Here is a 23,330-nt window from a genome sequence, read left to right on the forward strand (position 1 = left end):
TAAGGTGGTTAGTATGAGCTCGCATGAATTAAGAAATAATGGTTTTTTTAATCAATTTTGAGGATTTGAAATGAAAAGATTATTCATAGCTTTAGCACTAACTATCATTAGTACATATAGCTTCGCAGGGCTGCCTGAAATGATGAAAATATATAAAAACCCTAAATCAGCACCTAAAATAGCAGCTTGTAAAAGTGATAGTTATTGCAATGGATTTATAGCTCTATCCAAACAATGGAAAGATATTCCTAATTCTTATCGTTATCAAGGTAAGTATGATATTAAAGCTTATGCTAAAAGAGGTGTTACTTATGACAGCCAAGGCAGAAATAGAGGACTAGAGAGTGGATTCTACTGGTCTACGACTAAGTCGCAAAATTTTATAGAAGGTATTGATAAGTATATTGAAACTAATGGAAGTATACCTGACAGTTATGAAGGTGGCTTAGCGGTTCTTCTATACATTGAAGATAAAAATGGTTGGGTAGAAAAATTTTAGTATCTATTAATTATTTTTATTTAAAAAGCTCTGAAATCTAGGGCTTTTTTTGTTTATACAATTTGAGCATTGAAACTGTATCATAAGCTTTTTATACGTTTTAGTTAATTATTTTTATATGTTTTTTTTATTTAAATTTACTACTAATCTAGTCATTCTCTGCATTGGTTTATGCTAATTTAATATCCACTATAAAATAAATAAGAGCTGTATCTATGCCCCCTGCAAAGTCGACTTTTAATAACCCTAGTTTATTGTTACCCGAATGGTTTACCCGTCCCACCTGTGTGGTCGCAGCCGACCTTATCGGTAAAGTCCTCTGTCGCCGCTTGACCGACAGTGACGGCAGCATCAAGACGCTGCGTATGCGTATTACCGAAACCGAAGCTTATATCGGTGAACAAGATCCAGCCTGTCATACCCATGCTGGCACGCGGACCAAACGTACGGAAGTTATGTATCAGCAAGGCGGGGTGTTTTACGTCTACTTAACTTATGGCATTCACCATATGCTAAATTTAGTGACTGCAGAAGCAGAGTCCGCAGAGGCGGTATTAATCCGTGCCGGGTATTTGCTTGAGGATAGTGAGGTATTAGCAGAGGATAGCGAGTTACCGAACAATAAACAGCTTACCCATATAAAGGCGCTCGCAGGCCCCGGTAAATTAACTAATCGCCTAGCCATTACTTGTGATTTCTATGGTCAAGCCATTACGCCAGAGTCGGGTCTATGGTTAGAAGAGGATGGCTGCATAGCGCCTATTTCAGTACGTCCCCGTATTGGTATCGATTATGCAGGCGAGGCCAAAGATTGGCTATTGCGTTATGTTTGGAGCGAGCATCCCAGTCTGTCTAAACCTTAGAGTTACCATTATTTTTCAATCAATCATTTGGTTTTGCATAAAGAATTTAGTTTTTCATAAAATAAGAAGGCACGAGGAATGGCGCATGTATAAGTTAACCGTATTTATTCCGAATGAGGCGTTAGAGAAAGTAAAAGCGGCTTTATTTGCGGCAGGGGCAGGGCAGATAGGCAACTATGGCGACTGCTGTTGGCAGGTTCAGGGCACAGGACAGTTTAAACCTTTAGCAGGCAGTCAACCGCATATTGGTGAACAAGACCTATTAGAACAACTGCCAGAGTGGCGAGTAGAGATGGTCATCGCCACTGATAAATTAGCAGCGGTCATAAAAGCATTAAAGCAGGCGCACCCTTACGAGACGCCTGCTTATGATGTTCTAGCCATGGTCGATATTTAGCAGTCTCTTTAATAGTGAGAAATGCTGCTATAGGTACGCCACTAAATATTTGGTTCAGAGTCACTGGTATAAGTTTGCGCCTGCCTCAGTCATCTAATGACTTCTAGCCAGAAAATTTATATCAGTGACTCGCTATGTATCAGTTTTAAGCGGGATTGACTATATTTAACCCTCGGTCAATTGCTTGAAACCTGCAGTAGCAAGCCTAATTTTTATCTAACTTGCGATCTAATCTTCTTCAATCGTGAGGATTTGCAAGCCGGGATAGCTTAGGCGAATCTCGTACTCTTTATCACCGCGATCCACATCCGCTTTCAAAATACCTTTATTTTGGTAATCATCGACTTCGATTTCATCGATGCTATAGCCCATATCTTTGAGTTTGCGTTCAGCTTTGGCTTTAACACTATTAAAATTAGCATCTTGGTAAACGCTCTGTTTAATGTTGTCGCTGCCGTAGTGCTTATTACCATGGTTGTTATTTTCATTGTGCCACAATTGCGACCAAGCTTTTTGTTCCGTTTTTAATAGTTTCAACTTAGGATAGCTATAAGTCAGCTCATAGGCCTTGTTATTCTTTTTAGCATAAGCTTTGATTGCTGCACTACTCTTATAAGTATCCGCTTTAATATTCATCACTTGATAGCCTTGACGGCGTAAGTCACTGCGCAGGTTTTGCGCTAAGCGTCCAAAATCCCCGTTACGGTAAATTTGCTGCTCGGTGGCATTACTGGCGACGGCTGAGGTCATTACGGCTGATGTGGCGAGACCAGTGACTAAAGCGGCGGATAATACTGAGGTTATAAAAGTTTTTTTCATAAGGGGCTCCTATGGTGGGTAAAAAATAGACTTGAAAGAATAGGTACTCAAAAAAAAATAAGAGTAAAAGACGAACAGATGACCAAGTATTTACTGATTTTATAATTATTACTGAAATAGCAGATATGGCTTTAATTCAATAGCCGATATGAAGTTATAGTTGATTCGATTTAAAACTGATACAGTGCGACTGGGAGAAATTTTTTGCAGCCTCAGTGTTGATATAGCAGAAGCTTATGGCGCACAACCAGCCATAAAAATTTTTACCAGTTGCACGGCCTATTATGATTCGAATTTATTTAAACTTGCCTATACTTAACTTAAGGTTTAAAAGATTTCTGACTTTTAAATGTGAAAAAGCCATCTAGAGTAGATGGCTTTCTATAGTCATACTAAACTGGTATTTGTTTTAGATAAGCTGACAGCTTATATACAGCTTGTCGATATTATATATGCGAAGGAGAGGTGACCTACACGTCGTGCTTGGTGCGCCACTCAGTGACTTCACGCTCAACCACATCTTTGGCATGGCCATAACGTTCTTGAATTTTACCAACCAACTTGTCCCAACTGCCTTCAATGTGGGTCAAATCATCATCGGTTAGGTCTGCCCATTGTTGCTTTACTGAGCCTTTGACCTGTTTCCAGTCGCCTTTTAAGGTATCGTTATTCATAATAAATATCCTTATTAAGTAAATAGTTATTCTAAATTTAAACCTAGAGTAGCGCTTACCTACTCGATATAACCAGTATGCTACTCGGGCCACTTTCTGTCAGTATCAGGCTTGTTTATTCTGTTAAGTCAGGGCGCCATTATAGGAGCAAATTGTAGCTATCGTAACATTGGGCCCAGCTAGGTAAGTTTAAACTTACAGGGTTGTTGCAACGCTATGTTTATAAAGGGTTTAAATTATTTAGAGGTAAGTTTCTAATGGACATATAGTTGATTCGATTTAAAACCAATACAGTGCGACTGGGAGAAATTTTTTGCAGCCTTTGAAAGCTCTTGGCATACAACCAGCCATAAAAATTTTTACCAGTTGCACTACCTATGATGAATCGAATTTATTCAAACTTGCCTATACTTTAGCGTCAAAGTCTCGAAAGGGTAGTAATCAATAAATACTAAAATTATAGTTTTGGGCTGCATTGAACTAGAAGCGTATCGTAGGTAGATAATAGTTGTATTAGAGCTGGGAACTAAGAGAAAAGAGCTAAGAAGGTCTGATTTAACTATAATTACCTCTATTTATAGATAAAATTAATAGCTATTTACTTAGATAATAAATAATAGTTATCGAGGTGAATCTAGCGTTACCCCTTATTAAATAAGGCGTGCAATGAATTATTAGCTATCCATGTAAGCATATGCTTACACGTATAGACGCTTTAGCGACTTACTAGTAAACCTATAATTTGAGATTATAGCTCTACGGCATCAAGGACGATGACTCAAGGACGAGTAGCTAGCAATTTAGAGTTAAAGCTTTTAGTTAAGCAGTAACTTGGCTCCCATTAAGGACAATAGTGAAACTAGACTTTAGGGTCTTAATTCGCGCTAATCATGAATGAGATATCTAGTTTGATAGCTTAACATGACGTAAGGATACACCGTACGATCTCATCATCTCAGTAGTATTTGGTGGGTAAACCAAGGCAGGATGCCTTACTGTTACTCGGCGCTCTAGGATGGAGCAAAGGACGTAATAGAACATAGGGACATAACAACGAAAACCGTGTGGCTTTTAGCTATACGGTTTTGTTGTATCTGGGGTACGCGTTTTATTTTACGCACTTAACGTATCCAATAAAAAAGACAAGCTTCAGGTGACTGAGCTTGTCTTTTTTATGCCTTGTACATTAGTAATTTAGAGGTTAGTGATTTAAACATAGGGTATTACTAATGGCTTGGAACGGACCTTAGCGTAACTGCTGCAGGATAGTAGGGTCTTGGATTTTATTATCACGAGCCAATAGCAGCACCTTACTAATAATTTCAGCAGTCTTTGGGTCTTCATCCATAAAAGGTAAGAATATCTTACCGCGATATTGACTGTGCACTGGTAGGATAGAGAGGTAGCTGCCAGGAATTTGATGTACGACAGCGCTGCCAAGATGCACACTGTAGTTGCCGCGAGTGCCCTCGATTAAAGCATGCTGACCTTTCACCTCGACATTATCTTGTTTAAACAGTCGCATAGATTCGCTTAGCAACGCCGCACGCAGCTCAATACTGGATTGACTGGCGGCAACATCGACCCCACCGACATGGGCTACGCTAACGACCAAATCGATATCGCGCATCGCTTCCGAAAAGGCACGCGGGTCTACAGCTGTAAAAGGTAAAGGCTTACCTGTCGTGAGATCCTCAAAGACAAGCGTCTCTAAAGTAGGGGCTTCGACGTCTGCTGGGGTAAACCAGTCGGCCATAGCATAAATCTTCACGCGAAAGCCCAACTGGTGATTTACCTTTTGCAGACCTTCTTCGTAGTCGGCGCGCCAGCCTCGTGATTTTAGTAGTGCTACCGTCTTAGCCGGCTGTACTTGATGGCCAGCATAGCGTTTAGAGACAGACTCTGCTGCTAACTCATCGGGTGTGGGCACGTAAAGCTCGCGGAATATCTGCTTGAAAGGCTGTACGATTTGCTGGGCAAAACAATAGTGCTGGTAGTCTGACCAGACTCCTGCGGCCTGCAAATCATAGCAATAAGCAATCCTTAGCGTAAGCTCGTCGCTATCTACTAGCTCAGTTTGCAGGGTTGTCGCCTGGCTATCATTAATAGGCTCTACTGCATTGTCCTTTTGCGCCACGGGACGAGATAAGTGGGCATTATGCTCCGCGCTAGCAGGTTGATAAAAGCCGATTTGCTCTGGGGTAATAGGGGCCGGCTCAGTACTATTATTAGTATCAGTAACATCTGGGCTATCGATGACAAAGACCAAGTTGGCCAGATGCTTGCTGATAACGGGATGGGCAAATAGCGTCTCTAACTCGTGTAAGCGAAACTTATCCCCGCGTACCATCGCCATCTCTAGGCTGTGGCGTGCACGTTTAAATTGCTCATTTAAAGTCTTTTTATGGGCTTGTAACGCTAAGACTTGGCTGTCTTTTTTATACTGAGCAGGAATGGATTTTAGCGCTTTGTCTCCACGCTGTACATCGATATGGGTCTTGCCTAAGTCATCAATGCGGAGGGCAATGCGCACATCACCATCGACCATTTCGGTATTACCCGCCAAGATAGCCTGTACGGTTTGGGTCTCCATCGCCCAAGTAAGACGCTGCGGATCACTAAAGCCTGCATTGCGGGCTAGGTTTTCCAGCGCTACTTCTAAAGCTTGACCTTCGCTCTGCTGCCGTTGGCTGCCAAATTGGCGGCTGTCTTTTTTAAATTGCATCAAGGTGTGGTAGCGGGTCAAGATGTCTTTGTCCGGATTGGTTTTGCTTAATGGGACCAGTCCGTATAGGCGGATATAATCTTGATCGCGCTTGTCTTTTACCTTGGCGCTGACGGCCCGGATTTTTAAATCGCCAGTGAGGACATCACTATATAGCTTGGCGCGGCGATGCCCATTACCTTCGCTGATGTATTTAGCACTGTCGTAAATCATCTCCCAGCGCTGGCGACCCAACTGACTATAAGCGTCCTGAAACCAAACAATATCGACAGCACCGCGTTGAAAGTCGGTCAGCTCAATCGTCGAGTAGCGGGCAATGTCGCTTTCATCATTAGCGTTTTGCGCCACATACTCGCTGGTTTTGGTGTGGGCGCGCATCCACTGGATACCCGAGGTGAGTCCCGGCCACTCTAGATAGCGCTCTACCAGGGTTTGCCATTGCGGCGCATACATAGCGAGGGCGACCAGTAAGGAGTCTTTAAACGCCGCCTCATTCATCGCTACATTAAAACGTGCTTGCCAATTTTGTTCTAAATTATCGGAAGAATTAACCGGAGAACTGACAGCGGCACTAATAGCAGAACTAACAGCAAGCGTAGTAGGTCGACATGCGGTGATAAGTTGGCTAAACATAGCCTTTTTATTCATATCACTGTAGTTATAGATATAGTTGGCATAAAAGCCGGTTTTCTCTAAGCCTTTGAGCAACTGTACCAGGACATCGATGACATTCACTGTGGAAGCTTGATTATCAGCGCCATTGTCACTATCCGCGTTGCTGTCTGCAATCCGTACAATACGCTTGGCAAAGTCAGACAGGGGCGTCTCTAGCTCGCCGCGTTTGAGCTCAATAGCTAAAGTACTGGCAATGATACGTTGCACGAATCGCGCTAAAAAAGGATAGGCGGTTGCCCAATGATCTTCTGACCGTCTATGCGAGCGGTACTCACGGCCTTGAATGTCGCTAATAGCCGACCGTGTGAGCAGGATGATAGCCATCAGCTCATCAGCATTAATTAAGCCTTGCTGATAGGCCTTGGCTGCAAGCGTTAGGGGCGGTTGGGTATACTGAATATCTTGGGGTAACCCTGCAAATTGCTGCCAACGCCACAATTGCCAAACTGGGGCAACTTGGGTGTCATCTAAGCTGTTAATGTTGATTTTATTGATAAAAGTCATCAGTAAATCATCGCTTTGCCAGCCTACGATGTCGCCGTAGTGATAATGATACTGCTGTTGCTCTAGCGGCTCTTGCTTCAGGTTACGCGTCAATATTTCTTGCGGCAGCAGGGCAAAAAACTCGGTTGTGAGACCAATAAAATAAGCATTTTTTTCAGAGAAAGGTTGGATAAGTGTCAGGATATCAACAATTTCACGCACAGGGTTGTGCCATCTAGACTCATTAACGTTCGGGATAACCAGCTGTTTCGCACCCAGTAATTGCGTAAAAATATTTTGCACGGCCGGCACGTTGATTGTCTCGTATTGTGGCTGCACTTCATTGAGTAAAGACACTAAGAATAAATCCGTAGGCTGCCAATTTACCTCGTCATACCATCGCTCCCACACCTCATACAATGGATAGTTTTCAAACTGCAGACGATGCCATTTTTGCTGGGCTTGCTCTTTTAAGGTTTGGCGCTTTGCACTTTGACTTTCTAGTTCTAGACTGTTTTCAGTATTGTCGCCGATGGCAGCGGCAAGCTCATCGGGTAGAGTGAGGTTAAGATTGAGCGGATATAAGCCATTCGCAAGTAAGGTGGTCTCACGACTCCCATCATAATATTCTCTAGTATATTCAAAGTCGTGATGGGCAAGATAGAGCTGCTGCAATGCCTCTAAATCCGCGTTAATTTGCAGGATAGGTTTAGAGAAACCATGGGTAGCAGAGGCGTGCTGGGTAAACTGATAGTAAATAGACTGCGAATCTAATGGCGGTAAGTCGCTGCTGTGAAGGTTGGCAGGGTCAAACAGGCCCCAACCATTTTTACTTGATAATCGCTCGCTATGGCTTTCCGTCGCTTTTTCTTGGCAGCTTTGCCATTGCTCAGTTTCGGCTTTTACCCGTTTATGATCTTGCTGCTCGTAATCTGCTAACCAACCGATAGCTTGTTGGCGCAGGGTAGGCTTTGAGCTGACCAACAGATGCCATAACAGCTCTAGTCCGGCCACGCGCTGCTGGCTGTTGGCACTGGTTAATAGGGTCGTCACACTCTGACTTAGTCCCTCATCAGGCTGAGCCAACAACAAGCGTAAGATACGTTTTTTTAGCGCAGAAGTCTTTTTGCTTAGTAAGTCTATAAGTGTGTCCAGCTCTTCTGTCTCTAGCTTGGAGCAGGCGAGTAAGGTTTCTGTACTAGCTAGGTGAATCATCTCACTGCGGTCCGTTAGCATTTGCATAGCAAAGTGACGCTGTGCTGCGGTTGGCGGTGTTTTGCTCTTTTCTTTATCTTGCGAATAATAATAGCGATAGTAGGTCGGCAGCATTAAGCGGGTGAGTTGTTCGCGCTTATTGACCGGCATCTCATCAATTTGTGCGACGAGCGTAGGCAGGTACTCGCTATCAATAACCGCGATATTGATTAAGACTTCATACAAGGTCTCACTACTAAACTGCGCACTAATACCTGAGAAGACATTGTCACTGAAGGTTTTCTCATGCTTATTGCCGTATTGCGCTAGTAGCGCTTGGCAATGGGTAAACAGCTTACACCGCTTTTCGTAACTTAATTGCTGAGCATGGCTTTGATCAGATAATAAGCGCGCTAAAGGCTCTAGACTATAAGCTAAAACCTTTGGCTCATCTCTTAAACTGGCTTGATAATACAAAGGTAACACGGCGGCATAGAGCTTAAGCTGGGTGGCAAAGTGTAAAGCTAGGCAAGCTCGGTCAGCTACCTTATCAGCGATTAAGGTTTGTAGATGAGGTAGGGTCTGCGCGGCATCGTAACAGCCTAATACCCATAGCCCCATATAAATCTGACTGTGATCGCGACTCCTTAGCCAAGTGGGCATGGCTTGATGCAAGCGCTCGATACGTGCGGCCAATACGGGTCGAGTCAGTACGAGTTCCGTAGTGCTAGCCATGGTCGTGTCTGTAGGCGTGGTAGGGTTGGTAGCAGTGTTAGTTAGCGTGGTATCAGGGAGATCAGGATTGGCTAGGTCAGGATTGGCCACTTTAAACGCTGCCAACGCTATAGCGAGGTGTTTCTTAACCGCACTTGCGCGCTCCGCCGCCCAATTCAGCCCCGTCCACACATCTAGCCCGCGCACGACGGCAGAAAAACGAATCAAGTCATGGTCTAGGATAAGCGCAATCATAAACGGGATAGCGTCAGGGTGCGCCTCATCCAAACATTCGATAATGGTTTGTCGCAGCCCCTCTTGACGCTGGGCCGCTAGCATCAACTTGGCGACCAGTTGCCATGCTGCAGGATTATTACTGCTCAATAAGCCTTTAATCAGCTCTCGGCTAACCAGACCAAACTCGTCTTCTTGATAAACAATATCGTGGCACATCTCAAAGAAGACCGCTTTATCCACTGCCTGATTATCTGCTGTCATCCCGTGAAAATTAATCTGGCTGTCATTTGTATCTAGCGCGGCCGCTAATAGGTAGGGATGGATGCCTGGCTGATAGCCAAAATCATGCACATAGCGCACGCTGTCTAGCAGTGAGGGGTTATAAAACTTATCGTTGCCATGAGGGTAGGCCGTGCAGGTGCGCATGACCTCTAGAGCTTGCTGTACTAACAAATAGTCGTCACCGATTAGACGAAAAGAACGGCGCTCCCACCCAGTTTGAAAAGTACGTAACCACATATCCGCCCACACTTTAGGCAATAGACGCGCTTTAAATTCAGGATAAATCGACCAAAGGACTTGTACCAACTCGCCATCTTGCCACGGATTGTTTAAGACATAACCGGATTGCTCAGCCAGAGTAGCCACGGCTAGCTCATAAGGTTGACCCGTCAAATCATACTCGGGGGCCTCAACGGTAGAGTCGACCTGATTGATTAAGTGGCAAAGTAAGATATAGCGTGCGGTAAGGCCCAACGCGTCGAGTTGCTGCTGAATGCTAGGGTCTGTATGTGCCAGCAATTGACTCATTAGCAATAGCGTTTCTTGATAATCCGTTAATTGGCTAATTAGCGTCAACCCAAATAAGGCGGCTCGTGGGGTAATAGTGCCAAGCAATGCCGTAGCGGGGGTGGCTTCGTCAGTTGCTAGCTTAGGAGCTGGTTTAGCGGTGGGGGTATTGCTAGGTAGCCAGCTTTTTAGTTTTGCGACTAGGCCTGAGGGCGCTGAGCCTGGCGCAGAATTATTGCTGCTCTCAGTTGCCTTATTGGGGCTAGCCGTATTTGCTTGTTCAGCCGCGTGTTGCTTTAGCTCGTACGCCGCCACAATAGGCTGGCAAGCGGCTAAAGCGATAGGGGACAATGCCAATGGCGTTAAAGGTTGTCCCTCTACCAAGGCTAAGCCATGAGGCAGGTGAGATTTTTGGCTAAAAGTGTCTTGCCATTCTGGATAATGTGGCTGCATAAAAGCCAGCAAATTGAGGCGTATTATGGCCAAAGGCGGGTAGTCACACTGTACCGCAGTCAACTTATCGAGGCGAGACGGCTGGTCAGTCATACAATATCCTTATCTATTATTTTTATGAGCCTAGGTTTTGTGGTTGGCCATTTTTATGACCTTCAAGTCTTATAAACTTATACTTTGCACAGTCCGGAGGCAGCCTACAACGTGTTATTAACGGTGGTTTAGACTGGTCGGCAAGGGAGCATGCTCTTAGTAGAAACTACCGACTAAAAAGGTTAAGCGTACAAAGGTGAGACGGCTACCGTCTTGCACGGTAATAATGTCATTTAACTGCGACACCTCTTGCTCATCAACAAATAAAATAAACAAGCCATCAGTGAATGCCTGCAAAGCCGTTTCTGTTGCTGTCTCAAGATCAGCGGGGGTGAGGTTGGCCTTATCGCCAAACCCTACTTTACCCGTCGAACGCAAGTAGTCGTCAATAGCTACCGTAGTTAAGGGGGTCTGCGCCACGCTACTGAGCGCGCCATGAGCGGCTACATTTTGTTGCATCTGTTGCTGCTGGGTAGCAATAGCCTGATTAAAATTTGCCACTTGCTGTGCTACCAAAGCTCGCAATAATATTTCTACCGTTAACGTATCTGCTGATACCGCACTTGGTAGAGTAATATCGACGATGGTTTCGGTTAGGGCTTTTTTGCTGCGTTGACCGGCCGTCTTTTGCGTGACATAGAGTTGCATAGTAATCCCGCCCTGTGCGTCAGTGATAAAGCCTCTAGATAGCAGCTAAAACTATAGAGCAATCAGTTTAAAACTGTATTAAGAATTGTATAAGAGACAAAAGCCTAGCTATGAAATTTTTATAATTGACCGTTTTAAATGAGCTTAACCTACCTCATGATGACATACAGTATGTTGAAGGTGAGGGAAACTTACAAGATAGTGGAGTGTATAACACGTCAATGTGTGTCGCGCGTTAACAAGATTATTTATTCTGCCCAAGCATTTTTATTAATAAAATGAGAAAGACGGTTACTTAGAGACATAGAGTAGTTAAAAGGGCGGTGGTGCCTGCAATTAAAGGGCTGGAGTCATAGCAGAGACGGTCATTAGGTGATTAGCTGGCGAAAAAAACCAACGTTTGAAGGCCTTTGTAAGCATATGCTTACACGAAGAGACGTTTTGGCGACTTACTAGTAAGCTTGGAATTTGCGATTATAGCTCTACGGCATCAAGGACGATGACTCAAGGATGAGTAGCTGACATTGCACGACTGATGACAGTATCCAGGTTAAGGACAATAGCGGAACTAGACTTTAGGGTCTTAATTCGCGTTAATCATGAATAAAATATCTAGTTTGATAATTTAACATGAGGTAAGGATACACAGTACGATCTCATCTTCTCAGTAGTAGTTGATGGGCAAACCAAGGCAGGAAGCCTTACTGTTACTCAGCGTTCTAGGATGGAGCAATGATTGTAATAGGACCTTAGTAGGATATAGGGACATAACAACGGAAACCGTGTGGCTTTGGCTATACGGTTTTGTTGTATCTGGGGTTTGAGATTCCAGCTCCTGAGACTACAGCCCCACAAAAGCAAACTCTACATCAGGGCGCTCGCCTTGCATCAACTCACTCAGTGCTTTTGCTGAGCCACACGCATGGGTCCAACCTAAAGTCCCATGTCCTGTATTCAACCATAAATTATCAAAGCCACTGCTCGAGTTACTGGAACCATGAGTGACGCGGCCTCGGTGGGCTTGGCCAATTAACGGCACGTTTGATGGGGTCATGGGCCGCAGCCCTGTCCAGTATTGCGCAGAATTGGCAATAATACCTTTCGGAAATAGCTGCTGTACCCGGCGAGTAATAGCAGCACAGCGGGTAGGATTTAAATCCAGGTTAAAGCCATTAAATTCAGCAGTGCCCGCTACCCGCAGTTTGTCGCCTAGACGCGAAGTCACCAGTTTAAATTCATCATCTATTAGGCTAATAAAGGGGGCTAAATGGGGCGCTCTAGGGTTGACTTGATAAGTGGCTGAATAGCCTTTAGCCGGAAAAATAGGTAGGTCGATGCCCAAGGGTTTGACCAGTAGCGGACTATAGCTACCTAAGGCCAACACGTAACTGTCTGCGGTGAAGGTCTGTGCATTTTCGCCTTGCGGTCGGACAGTAATACTATGAATATGAGACTGACTTACTGGGGCGTGTTGATCTGCGTTTAACGCTAAAATATCGGTGTTGTATAAAAAAGTCACCCCGGCTTGTTGGCAACGCTCAGCGAGTTTTTGGGTAAATAGATGCGCATTACCGGACTCATCACGGCTGGTATAGGTCGCCCCAACCAATTTATGAGCAATAGGGTAGAGGGCCGGCTCAAGACTCACTGCATTATTGATATCAATAACATGGCGTTCGCAGCCCAGCTCTTGCATACGCTCAGTAGGCGCTAGCGCTGCCGCAAACTCGGCTGGATTGGTGTAAAAATGCATAATCCCGCGGGTCTGCTGCTCATAATCGATAGCGAGCTGGGTACGCAGCGTTTGTAGAGCATCACGCGAATATAATCCCAGTCGCACCATTTGCACGAGATTGGTGTCGGCACGTTCAGCCGTGCATTGTTGTAGGAATTGTAGCGTCCACTTGAGCTGTGCATTATCAGCTCGGAGCCGAAATAGCAACGGGGCGTCTTCTTTAAATAGCCACTTCAAAGCTTTCTTGGGTGTTGTTGGGGTGGCCCACGGGGTGGCATGGGAGACCGATATCTGGCCGCCATTGGCAAAAGAGGTTTGCATAGCCGCCGCTGACTCGCGCTCAATGACAGTCACGGTAAACCCCGCTTGGCGTAGATACCAAGCGGTGGTCACGCCAACCACCCCAGCCCCCAACACCGCAACATGGCTCATAAAAGCTTCCACAACGGGCGGTAATCATAGGGGTAGGCTAGTAGCATAAGAAGCCCTTTAGTGTCGGAGTGAGTTCGCGAGCGAGGTCATAGAATTGGCTTAGCAAAGCAGCTGCTTCACGAGACTTGATAGCTAAGCTAAATATTTGAACTTGCTAACTAAACTGGTCATATCAGGATGTTATTTTTCGCGGGCAACATCAGCCTGTAGCTTTAGCGGTAACTCTAATAAAGTCAACTCGCTATCGGCTAGGTGTTCAGGACGCGCCACTACTAAGGCCTCAAAGCCACCATCGCTATTGGCCACTGCATTCACCACCTGAATTTTATCTATACTTGCGCCTGCAGCAGGGGCATCACCTTGGCCAGCGACACGGTGTAAATAAGCTTTAGGGGCCGCTTTGAAATAAATACGCGCGATGACTTCTTGACCCAGATAGCAGCCTTTGTCATAGTCAACGCCGCCACGTTGGTGCAAGCGTAACTCTTGCGGTTGAAACTGCCCTTGAGTCTCAGCGGTGATCCAATAGTTACCGGTAGCAATACTACGTGCCATCCAGTCCTGAACATCACACTTGTCATCAGCATGGCTAAAAGTAGGCTCAGCTGCATCGGCAGTCTCTAAAACACAAGGATAGACGCTGACTGGCTCGCTGCTGGTAAACTTAGAGAAGGCACCATATTTTTTGAGATGCGCTTGTAGGCTCGGTAAGCAGTCGCTGCTGATTACGATGTCGTATTGTTTTTCATCTTGTTTTTTGATCCAAATGCCAAACTCTATACGCCCTTTTAGGTTAGCAATCGCCGTAGGCTGATAGCTCAGGCTGAGTTTGCTGACATCGCAAGTCAATTGGCTTTGCAAAAAGGTGGTGGTGTCTTCACCCGTTAGAGTAATCTGTTGAAAGGTCGGCGTGGTCATGGCGGTCATCAATCCTTGTGGTGTCGAGTCGTTGTTATAGGCGACAACGATAACGCTATTTATAAGGGTCTTACTAGAGTTTTTTTATTAACGAGCCGTTTTTATTATCCGTCGTTATGCCTCTATAAAGTGATTTAATGCGGGTCATTAAATGGGGTTTTTAACCCGAATAAAGCAGATAGGTTACATCTATATAAGGCATAAAATGACTTAAGCTCGGCATGTACTTAGGTGTGGGCGCTAGCAGAGGTTTTCAACCACTTCCTTAGCAGCATAATTGGGCCAGTTGCGGTACAATAGGCAATAATTCAACATTGATATTGAGGATAAGAATGAGCCTGCCTAATTGCCCAAGTTGTGATTCTGATTTAACTTATGAAGATGGCGCGCTATTGGTGTGCCCTATGTGTGCTCACGAATGGACAGCCGCCGAGAGTGCCGCTACTGCTGATGCCGAAGCAGATACAGTCATTCGTGATGCGGTCGGCAATGAGCTACAAGATGGCGATGCGGTGACGGTCATTAGAGATTTAAAAGTCAAAGGCTCCTCTACCCCCATTAAAGTAGGCACTAAAGTAAAAAGTATTCGCCTCTTACACGATGCGCCAGATGACCATGATATTGATTGTAAAATTGATGGTTTTGGCCCTATGAAGCTGAAATCTTCTGTGGTTAAAAAGGCGTAGCATATTCTTTTAGGGTCATTAAGCGCTTTAGGCTTATAAAGCTCTTGAGGCCTATCAAACTAACAGTTAAGCGAATACTTAAGCAATAAAAAAAGGGTGTCCTAACTAGGGCACCCTTTTTTATTGGCTAACCGTATTGGTCAACAGTATTGACTAATGGCAGTGATGCAACGAGTCGCCTACCTCTGCCTAGCGCAACAACTGCGCGGCATAAGGCATCTCGCCTTCAAAGACACACAAGCCAACGCCCGTTGGACCTGTATTGCCCATAGAGATATTAGAGACCGGCAACAAGGGGATGTTTTGTAATCCAGTACGGCGTTTAATCAAATTAATTAGATAATTATCAATATCGGTACGGCCCATCGTTAGGATATAAGCGAAGGTATTGGGTCTTTGCAGACTGTCGGCAAAGTCTTCCACAATATAATCCAAAGCTCTCTCTAACTTACGGATTTTATTGATGGCGACCAGCTTGCCGTCATCGGTCATTTGCAGCACAGGTTTAATATTGAACATATTGGCAAAAAAACCTGCAGTGGCTGATAGTTTCTTATTTTTAATCAGCGTAGATAAGGTGTCGATAGCAAAAAGCAACTTGTGGCTTGCGCGTAAGTCATCGAGACGTCGAGCCACCTTCGACATGCTTTCGCCTTGCTCCAGCATGTGCTCAGCCTCTAAGGCCAAAATAGCCTCGCACATGTTCAGCTCTTTGGTGTCATAGACATACACATACATGCGGTCTTGAAACCGTTGAGCGACTTGCTTAATGATGTTATAGCTTTCACTTAAACCAGAAGATGTGGTGGTAATAAAGACTTCTTTATAACCTTGCTCATACAGGCGGGTTAATATTTCGTCAATTTCTTCTGCAGGAGCAGGGGAGGTGTGTACCGCTGAGCAAGCCGCGTCTGACATAATGGAGACTAAGCGGTCTTGAGTAATGTTCTTACCATCAATGAATTCGACATTATTAACAAACAAGCGCATAGGGATCAGTTGGATATTGGTTTTAATATCGAGAAGACCAAGACCAGAAGAAGATGTGCTAAGTACAATGCGACTCATATATGCTGTCCAATGGAATTATAGTTAGAGAAAGGTATCATTATAGTTATGCTATGTTACGAAAAATGAATGAATGATGAATGGCAAGGTCAATCTAAAATAGATAAGCGGTTGCATTGCATGATTAAAGTGTAGTATAGCTAACGATACATGAATATGAATAATATTCAAGACCATTTGATGTAAATGTTGATTCTATAAGGGTTTATAGGAAATAACAGCCTTTATTAACGGTAATTTTTTCAGCACAGACTAGCGATTAGCATCGATAAAAAGTCGTGTCTATTGTGCTTTTAATAGTGGTTTAGCCTTGTGGTGAAAGTGGTAAATGACTATAGTTAAGGTATAAGAAAATCCTTAAAAATTATGTGGGTTTGCTTTTTTTATAGGCGAGTTGAGGGCGGCGTATGAGTGGTTTATTAGCAGCTCTATCGTTACTTAAGATAAATTAATACCTACTAAATTAATAACTACTATTTTTATTAAGGTTGTCTCTAACGATTAAGGAGGTTTACATGGCTAAAAAATCCAATAAAACTGAGCACGTAACCGATGCTTATGCCACCGATGCCAAAGCTATTGCAGCGTATGAAATCAAAAAGAAAAAGTCAGGGGCGCAGATAAAGGCAAAAGAAGTAATCGATGAAGTGCTATTAAAGGATTTGACCGAAGGCAATATAGAGGGTATCTCAGAGCGACTCCAAGCACTGATTCATGATGCCTCTCCAGATGATTTGGTCAAGCTAAAAGACTTATTCGCTCAACATGCCTTGGCCAATCAAGCAAAAACGGGCAGCAAAAAGGACGATGAGCTGTCAGACAATTGGCGGCAAGGTGGCTATCCTTATAAGAACCGACTGTCGCGCAAAGGCTATGAAAAGCAAAAGTATCATTTGCAGGTAGAGCTGCTTAAACTGCAGCGTTGGGTTAAAGAGACCGGCCAAAAGGTCGTGATTGTCTTTGAAGGCCGTGATGCGGCAGGAAAGGGTGGGACGATTAAGCGTTTTATGGAGCATATGAACCCACGTGGCGCGAAAGTTGTGGCGTTGGAAAAACCTACCGAGCAGGAGTTGGGGCAATGGTATTTTCAGCGTTATATCCAGCATTTACCGACTCAAGGAGAGATGGTGTTGTTTGATCGCTCTTGGTATAACCGAGCGGGCGTTGAGCGGGTCATGGGATTTTGTAGTCAGGCCGAATATGAAACCTTTATGCGCCAAGTACCAGACTTTGAAAAGCATTTGATAGAATCGGGCATCCATTTAATTAAGTTTTGGTTTTCAGTCAGCCGTGATGAGCAGCGCCGCCGTTTTGCCCAACGCGAAGCCCACCCGCTGAAGCAATGGAAACTGTCGCCAATAGATTTGGCCTCACTGGACAAATGGGATGACTATACGCTCGCCAAAGAAGCGATGTTTTATAATACGGATACCGCTGAATCCCCATGGATTGTGATCAAATCGGACTGTAAAAAAAGGGCTCGTCTCAACGCCATGCGTTATGTATTGAATAAACTGCCGTATGCTAATAAAGACCGACAACAAATCGGTACGGTCGACCCATTGATAGTAGGCCGTGCAGGCGCGCTTTATGAGCTGGGTGAAAAGGAAGATTTGGCAGTCGGCTAATTGGTTGTTTGTTTAAAGATTGGGCTATCGGTTTAAAGATAGACAGGTAGTTTTAGGCTTATTGTAATAAATAGCAGCCACTCAAGTTTAACTTGGGTGGTTTTTTAATTTCACAGTTTTATTATTAATAGGGTCAAGCCAATTCTGATACCCCAAGTTTTACTAATCGAGAGCGGATAGCGCCTTCCGTTCGTTGCTGCTGCTCAGCGATGACTTTGATAGAATCGCCCGCTTCATAGGCCTGTAGGACTAGCTGCGCCTCCGACTCGTCCCATGGTGCGCCAGCTTTACTGGGTAAACTAGCACGCCGAGCTGCGGCTTTAATTCTATTATCTAACGCTTGTATCGCTGTGGTTAAGGCGGTATTTACTGCAGGATTAAGGCATAAACTCTCTACTGCCAAAGGCTCATTGGTAAAAGGGTCTACGCCCTCCACTAAAGCCTGCATAATGTCTAATGCTTCTCGATTGGTCATCATAAAGCTCCTAAAAAATCCAGTTTAAGCAAGCTAGCACAGTTAACTTAATAGTTAGTTTTATTAATTAATAATTGTTATAAATCTAACATAACATAATTGACGAGCTTATACACATTAAAATTAGTTGAGTAGCCGTTATTATCGAATGACTCGTTATTATGGATTGAATATAGGCATTTGGTGACCAGAATTTATGTCATGGTGAATAAGGGCTATAATGGCTAATAGTTTGATAAATTTACTTTTCGATATCCTCAATATACTGTCATTGGCACTCTATTCTTAAGGGCTCGCCAATCCTCTTTACGGCAATTTTTTGCCAAAAAATCATTTTACGATTCATTAATTATTAAACGGACATAACTATGAGTACTAAAAACGCCCAATTATTTGCCCAAGCCAAAAAACACATCCCAGGTGGCGTGAACTCGCCGGTACGTGCTTTTGCTGGCGTCGGTGGCACGCCTATCTTTATCCATAAAGCAGCGGGTAGTAAAATTTATGACACCGAAGACAATGCTTATATCGATTATGTGGGTTCTTGGGGCCCGATGATTTTAGGTCACGCACACCCAAAAGTGATCGAGGCGGTTAAAAAGGCGGCGGATGATGGCTTAAGCTTTGGTGCGCCGACACCGTTTGAGACCACCGTTGCCGATACGATTTGCGACATCGTGCCTAGCGTTGAGATGGTGCGGATGACCAGTTCAGGTACTGAAGCCACCATGAGTGCGATTCGTCTAGCTCGTGGTTATACTGGTCGCGACAAAATCGTTAAATTTGAAGGCTGCTACCATGGTCATTCCGACAGCCTCTTGGTAAAAGCCGGCTCGGGCATGCTCGATATTGGTGAACCTACCTCTAAAGGCGTGCCAGCAGATTTTGCTAAACATACCATTACCTTGCCTTTCAACGACCCGCAAGCTATTAAAGAGTGCTTTGAGAAGTGGGGCGAGGAAATTGCTTGTATTATCGTAGAGCCCATCGCCGGTAATATGAATATGGTCATCCCGACACAAGAGTTTCACGATACTTTACGCGAGGAATGTACCAAAGGCGGCGCGGTATTAATTTTTGATGAAGTCATGACGGGCTTTCGCGTAGGTCTTGGTGGCGCTCAAGCTCACTTTGGCATTCAACCTGACTTAACTTGCTTTGGTAAAATTATTGGGGCTGGTCTGCCCGTTGGTGCCTTTGGTGGCAAACGTGAAATCATGGAATGTATCGCACCGATGGGCGGCGTCTACCAAGCGGGCACCCTATCAGGCAACCCTTTGGCCATGCGCGCAGGTATCGCAATGTTTGAAGACTTAACGGTCGATGGTTTTTATGAAGACTTAGCGAGTAAGGTTGCGTACTTAATCGATGCTATCCAAGCGGCAGCTGATAAACACGGCATTAACCTACGTACCAATAAATTGGGCGGTATGATGGGCTTTTTCTTTGTAAAAGATGCGGCGACACCAACCCCGCAAAACTTTGATGATGTGACTCAGTGTGATATGGATGCCTTTAATACCTTCTTCCATGGCATGCTTGAGCGCGGTATTTATCTAGCACCGTCTGCTTATGAGGCAGGCTTTATGTCGTCTAAGCATACGAAGGAAGATTTAGATACGTCTATTGGGGCGGCTGATGCTGTGTTTAAAGAGATGGCAGCTAAATAGTTGCTCTAGCAATTTAGGGTTAAAGTAGTCTCAAGGTGAGGTCGATAGTTTTCGGGTTGTCGGCCTTTTTTTATGGGGAACGCTGTAGGTCTGAAGGCGCTCTATGTCACCGTAGTATCGAGTATTTTGTTGCGTGCGATTGTGCTGACGCCTTGCCACTTTTTAGCAATAGTGTTTTAATGAGCAGGCCGCAACGATGCGCTTCTAAGCGTAATTTTCATCTTTTCAATTGCATTTTTCTGCAATCACCTTTGGTACTATACGACTATTATGCCGACGAATTTTTTAGCCAATGACGAACTTATGGCAGCCATCGATATTGGCTCAAACAGCTTTCACTTAGCCATCGCCCGCTTAGACCATGGTGAGGTGCGCAAAGTCGCCTCTATGTCCGAAAAGGTGCAGTTGGCCGCAGGTTTGGACGAGCATAATATCCTAAGTGAAGAGGCGCAGCAGCGCGGGCTCGACTGCCTAAGTCGTTTTGTCGGTCGCTTAGAGTCGGTATCTGCTGATCGTCTGCGTATCGTCGCCACCAATGCTTTGCGTCAAGCAAAAAATGCCGATGAGTTTATCCGCCGAGCCAACGAAATATTGCCTAAACCTATTGAAATTATCGCCGGTCGTGAAGAAGCGCGTCTCATTTATCTAGGCGTCTCGCATACCAATGCCAGTAGTGACAAGCGCTTAGTTGTGGACATCGGCGGTGGCTCTACCGAATTTATTATTGGTCAAGAGTTTGATCCCATCCTGACAGAAAGTTTACAAATGGGCTGTGTGGCCTTTACCAAAAGCTTTTTTGAAGATGGTAATATCACCGAAAAGGCTTTTGAAAAAGCCATCGCTGCGGCCCGTAAAGAAATACTAGCTATTAGTGGTCGCTATCAAAAGACCGGTTGGAGCAGCGTAATTGGCTCAAGCGGTACCATCAAAGCGGCGCGTAATGTGTTGGTCTCTAAAGGCTGGGCTGACGACCAAGAGCGTATTACCTATCAAGGCCTGAAGTCGTTAGAAAAGTTGCTGATCAAAGTCGGTGATGTCAACGATATCGAGCTTGAAGGCGTTAAAGAGCACCGTAAAGCGGTTTTCCCAGCGGGCGTGGCCGTACTACGGGCTGTAATGAAAGTGTTTGGTATTGATACTATCACTTATTCCGATGGCGCTCTTCGCGAAGGCGTTATGTACGACATGCTCGGCCGTTTCGCTAGCGAAGATGTGCGTGACCGCAGTGTTGAGGCCCTAATCAAACGCTATTCGGTCGATAAAAAACAAGCCAAACGCGTGGTAAAGACCAGTCATTGTTTGTTTGAGCAGGTCCAAGCGCAGCTAGGCCTTACTACTGAAGACGACGACTTATTGCGCCGCGCCGCCTTTTTGTATGAGATTGGCCTAGCGATTAGTCATAGCGGCTACCATCGTCATAGTGCTTATTTACTTGAGCACTCCGACGTGCCCGGTTTTTCGCAAGTGGATCAACTGCGTATCTCGCAGCTGGTGCAACATCATCGCCGTAAGCTCAAAGCAGATGGCTATGCCCGTACTATAGCGGCGGGTGGGGAGAGCTTAATTTATCTCTGCCTCATTTTACGGTTAGCAGTCCTTGCCCATCATAGCCGCAGCGACTTTGAGCGCCCTGTACTGAACCTAAATTTAGTAGATAAAACGCATTGGCAAATCACGGTAGATGCCGATAGTGATGATTATCCGCTACTGGTTTCTGACCTCAAAGATGAAGTTAGCCAGTTTGGAAAATGGGGCGTCGAATTAGAAGTGGTCACCGAAGATAGCGAATAGCGGTAATGGTGAGTAGGTAAAGGTAAGGTCAGTGGTGGCGTTAGTAACCTAGATAACTCATTGACCAGCCCATATCTTATGGACCAGCCTAGCTATCATTGATTAACTCGAATCTGATTGAGCAAATTAGTAACTTATTGACAACTTGGTAGCGATAGCGCAATTAAGTATACATGTGTATACTTACATTTTTGCAGGGCATCATTGTCGCTGTCTTGCTGTAAACCATTCTATTTTTATACGCGGCTATGGCGTTAAACGGTTTATTAATAGTGATTTATTATTGATAAGCAGGATGCTAATAAGCCGGTGTAGCCATTTACCACACGTTTATTTATTAGACGATTATTGATGACACCCTATCGATGACCCGTCTAGCATTTATCATACGTCTATCAGGTACCGAGTTAGGATTAACTATGAGCACAGTCTGGGAAAGCGTCCAATTAGCACGTCATGCCAAACGTCCTTTATTTATGGACTACGTCAGTCAACTTTTTAGTGAGTTTGATATTTTGCACGGCGACCGTGCTTATGCTGATGACAAAGCTATCATCGGTGGCCTTGCGCGCCTAGATGGCAAGCCCGTCATGCTGATTGGGCAGCACCGTGGCCGCAGTACCCGTGAGCGTATTGCTCATAACTTTGGTATGGCCAATCCTGAAGGCTACCGCAAAGTGATTCGCTTAGTGAGAATGGCTGAACGCTTTAATATCCCCGTACTGACCTTTATTGATACTCAGGGCGCCTACCCTGGCGTTGGAGCAGAAGAGCGTGGTCAAGCGCAAGCCATCGCCGAAAGTATCGCGGTATTCTCAAGTTTAAAGACGCCTATTATCGCCACCATTATCGGTGAAGGTGGCTCGGGTGGCGCACTGGCTATCGGTGTGGCAGATCGCGTCAACATGCTACAAAATAGTATTTACTCGGTAATCTCCCCAGAAGGTTGTGCCTCTATCTTGTGGAAGACGGCTGAAAAAGCCAGCGATGCCAGTGATGCGCTTAAGCTCAATGCCGATAACCTGTATCAAATGGGCCTGATTAATAACGTCATTCCTGAAGGCGAAGGGGCTCATATCGATCCTAAGCCAGTGATGACTCGTCTTAAAGACTTATTGCTTGAGCAATTGGCAGATTTAGGGGTCCAAGAGACGGATGCCTTGCTGGAAGCCCGTTATCAACGTCTAAAAAGCTTCGACTCTAAGGTAGCTTTAGCCTCTTGATACCGCACTAAGCCGTCCGTAGCATTGATTGACAAGGTGGGTTGCCTCAGTATACCCGCCTTTTTTATTGTCCTAAATAAGCTCTAGGCTAAGTATTCATTGAGGTTTAGGTTGCCTTGGCCGGTGTGCAAAGCCATTAATTGACCCCCTGTTATACTGCCAGAATAGCCAAGAGATAGCGTCTTTGGTTGCTTATCCTATATTGTAGATAACTAGCAAAGCTGCTATAAAAGTACGTTATATCTCATGTTTTGCAAGTAGGGTTAACAGTCGTCACTTAGCGGGTATTATTGATATCGTTAAGCTCTGTTCACGCGCTAGAGCAAATTACTGGATGAGCTTGCTCTACCAAATTTCAGGTGCTCCTATTAACTAAGCCTAAAATAACGGTTTTTTAACGACACCTATTCTATAAAAATGCCAACATAGCGGTGATTTAGC

The 23,330-nt window shown here is 44.8% G+C and carries 16 protein-coding genes; 8 read left to right on the plus strand and 8 right to left on the minus strand.

What is annotated here, in order from left to right:
- The first annotated feature begins 70 nt into the window (after positions 1–70).
- The 3 genes from ACZ2XM_RS04340 (at position 71) to ACZ2XM_RS04350 (ending at position 1,759) form a co-directional block, all read left to right on the plus strand.
- Complete coding sequence (locus tag ACZ2XM_RS04340; RefSeq protein WP_490587158.1) at positions 71–499, plus strand: hypothetical protein; 429 nt, start codon at positions 71–73, stop codon at positions 497–499.
- Positions 500–714: 215 nt separating this feature from the next.
- Positions 715–1,362, plus strand: coding sequence for a DNA-3-methyladenine glycosylase (locus ACZ2XM_RS04345; protein ID WP_490587159.1), 648 nt, complete (start codon positions 715–717; stop codon positions 1,360–1,362).
- 85 nt (positions 1,363–1,447) lie between these two features.
- Entirely contained in the window at positions 1,448–1,759 is a 312-nt protein-coding gene (locus tag ACZ2XM_RS04350; protein ID WP_490587160.1) for an NGG1p interacting factor NIF3, read from the plus strand.
- Between the two features lie 228 nt (positions 1,760–1,987).
- Here ACZ2XM_RS04350 and ACZ2XM_RS04355 read toward each other — a convergent pair whose 3' ends face one another.
- The 6 genes from ACZ2XM_RS04355 to ygfZ form a co-directional block, all read right to left on the minus strand.
- A complete protein-coding gene (locus ACZ2XM_RS04355; protein WP_490587161.1) occupies positions 1,988–2,578 on the minus strand; it encodes a PepSY domain-containing protein in 591 nt (196 codons plus the stop codon).
- Positions 2,579–3,048: 470 nt separating this feature from the next.
- Positions 3,049–3,252: a CsbD family protein gene (locus ACZ2XM_RS04360; RefSeq protein ID WP_490587162.1), complete on the minus strand. Its 204-nt coding sequence runs from the start codon at positions 3,250–3,252 to the stop codon at positions 3,049–3,051.
- A 1,246-nt stretch (positions 3,253–4,498) separates the two neighbouring features.
- Positions 4,499–10,615, minus strand: a complete 6,117-nt coding sequence (locus ACZ2XM_RS04365; RefSeq protein ID WP_490587163.1) for a DUF4132 domain-containing protein — start codon at positions 10,613–10,615, stop codon at positions 4,499–4,501.
- Positions 10,616–10,771: 156 nt separating this feature from the next.
- Positions 10,772–11,263: a hypothetical protein gene (locus ACZ2XM_RS04370; protein WP_490587164.1), complete on the minus strand. Its 492-nt coding sequence runs from the start codon at positions 11,261–11,263 to the stop codon at positions 10,772–10,774.
- 841 nt (positions 11,264–12,104) lie between these two features.
- On the minus strand, positions 12,105–13,430 hold the full coding sequence (locus ACZ2XM_RS04375) for a D-amino acid dehydrogenase (protein ID WP_490587165.1): 1,326 nt from the start codon (positions 13,428–13,430) through the stop codon (positions 12,105–12,107).
- Between the two features lie 180 nt (positions 13,431–13,610).
- The gene (ygfZ, locus tag ACZ2XM_RS04380) at positions 13,611–14,348 is read right to left on the minus strand and encodes a CAF17-like 4Fe-4S cluster assembly/insertion protein YgfZ (RefSeq protein WP_490587166.1); all 738 of its coding nucleotides are present in this window, start codon (positions 14,346–14,348) and stop codon (positions 13,611–13,613) included.
- 332 nt (positions 14,349–14,680) lie between these two features.
- On the opposite strand from ygfZ, the gene ACZ2XM_RS04385 reads away from it, so the two are divergent.
- A complete protein-coding gene (locus ACZ2XM_RS04385; RefSeq protein ID WP_490587167.1) occupies positions 14,681–15,034 on the plus strand; it encodes a zinc ribbon domain-containing protein YjdM in 354 nt (117 codons plus the stop codon).
- 189 nt (positions 15,035–15,223) lie between these two features.
- On the opposite strand, the gene ACZ2XM_RS04390 is transcribed toward ACZ2XM_RS04385, so the two are convergent.
- Positions 15,224–16,102 (minus strand): DegV family protein, encoded by an 879-nt coding sequence (locus ACZ2XM_RS04390; protein ID WP_490587168.1) that lies wholly within the window; start codon positions 16,100–16,102, stop codon positions 15,224–15,226.
- A 515-nt stretch (positions 16,103–16,617) separates the two neighbouring features.
- Between ACZ2XM_RS04390 and ppk2 the strand changes: the two genes are divergently transcribed.
- On the plus strand, positions 16,618–17,730 hold the full coding sequence (gene ppk2, locus ACZ2XM_RS04395) for a polyphosphate kinase 2 (protein WP_490587169.1): 1,113 nt from the start codon (positions 16,618–16,620) through the stop codon (positions 17,728–17,730).
- Positions 17,731–17,863: 133 nt separating this feature from the next.
- Here ppk2 and ACZ2XM_RS04400 read toward each other — a convergent pair whose 3' ends face one another.
- The gene (locus tag ACZ2XM_RS04400) at positions 17,864–18,208 is read right to left on the minus strand and encodes a hypothetical protein (RefSeq protein WP_490587170.1); all 345 of its coding nucleotides are present in this window, start codon (positions 18,206–18,208) and stop codon (positions 17,864–17,866) included.
- 365 nt (positions 18,209–18,573) lie between these two features.
- Here ACZ2XM_RS04400 and hemL point away from each other — a divergent pair, with 365 nt between their 5' ends.
- The 3 genes from hemL to ACZ2XM_RS04415 all read left to right on the plus strand — a co-directional run bounded on the left by hemL (position 18,574) and on the right by ACZ2XM_RS04415 (position 22,889).
- A complete protein-coding gene (gene hemL, locus ACZ2XM_RS04405; protein WP_490587171.1) occupies positions 18,574–19,875 on the plus strand; it encodes a glutamate-1-semialdehyde 2,1-aminomutase in 1,302 nt (433 codons plus the stop codon).
- Positions 19,876–20,145: 270 nt separating this feature from the next.
- Positions 20,146–21,666 (plus strand): exopolyphosphatase, encoded by a 1,521-nt coding sequence (ppx, locus tag ACZ2XM_RS04410; RefSeq protein ID WP_490587172.1) that lies wholly within the window; start codon positions 20,146–20,148, stop codon positions 21,664–21,666.
- A gap of 419 nt (positions 21,667–22,085) precedes the next feature.
- Positions 22,086–22,889: an acetyl-CoA carboxylase carboxyltransferase subunit alpha gene (locus tag ACZ2XM_RS04415; RefSeq protein ID WP_490587173.1), complete on the plus strand. Its 804-nt coding sequence runs from the start codon at positions 22,086–22,088 to the stop codon at positions 22,887–22,889.
- Positions 22,890–23,330 lie beyond the last annotated feature (441 nt).

This window comes from Psychrobacter sp. CoH-33_TS_01 (assembly GCF_058189395.1).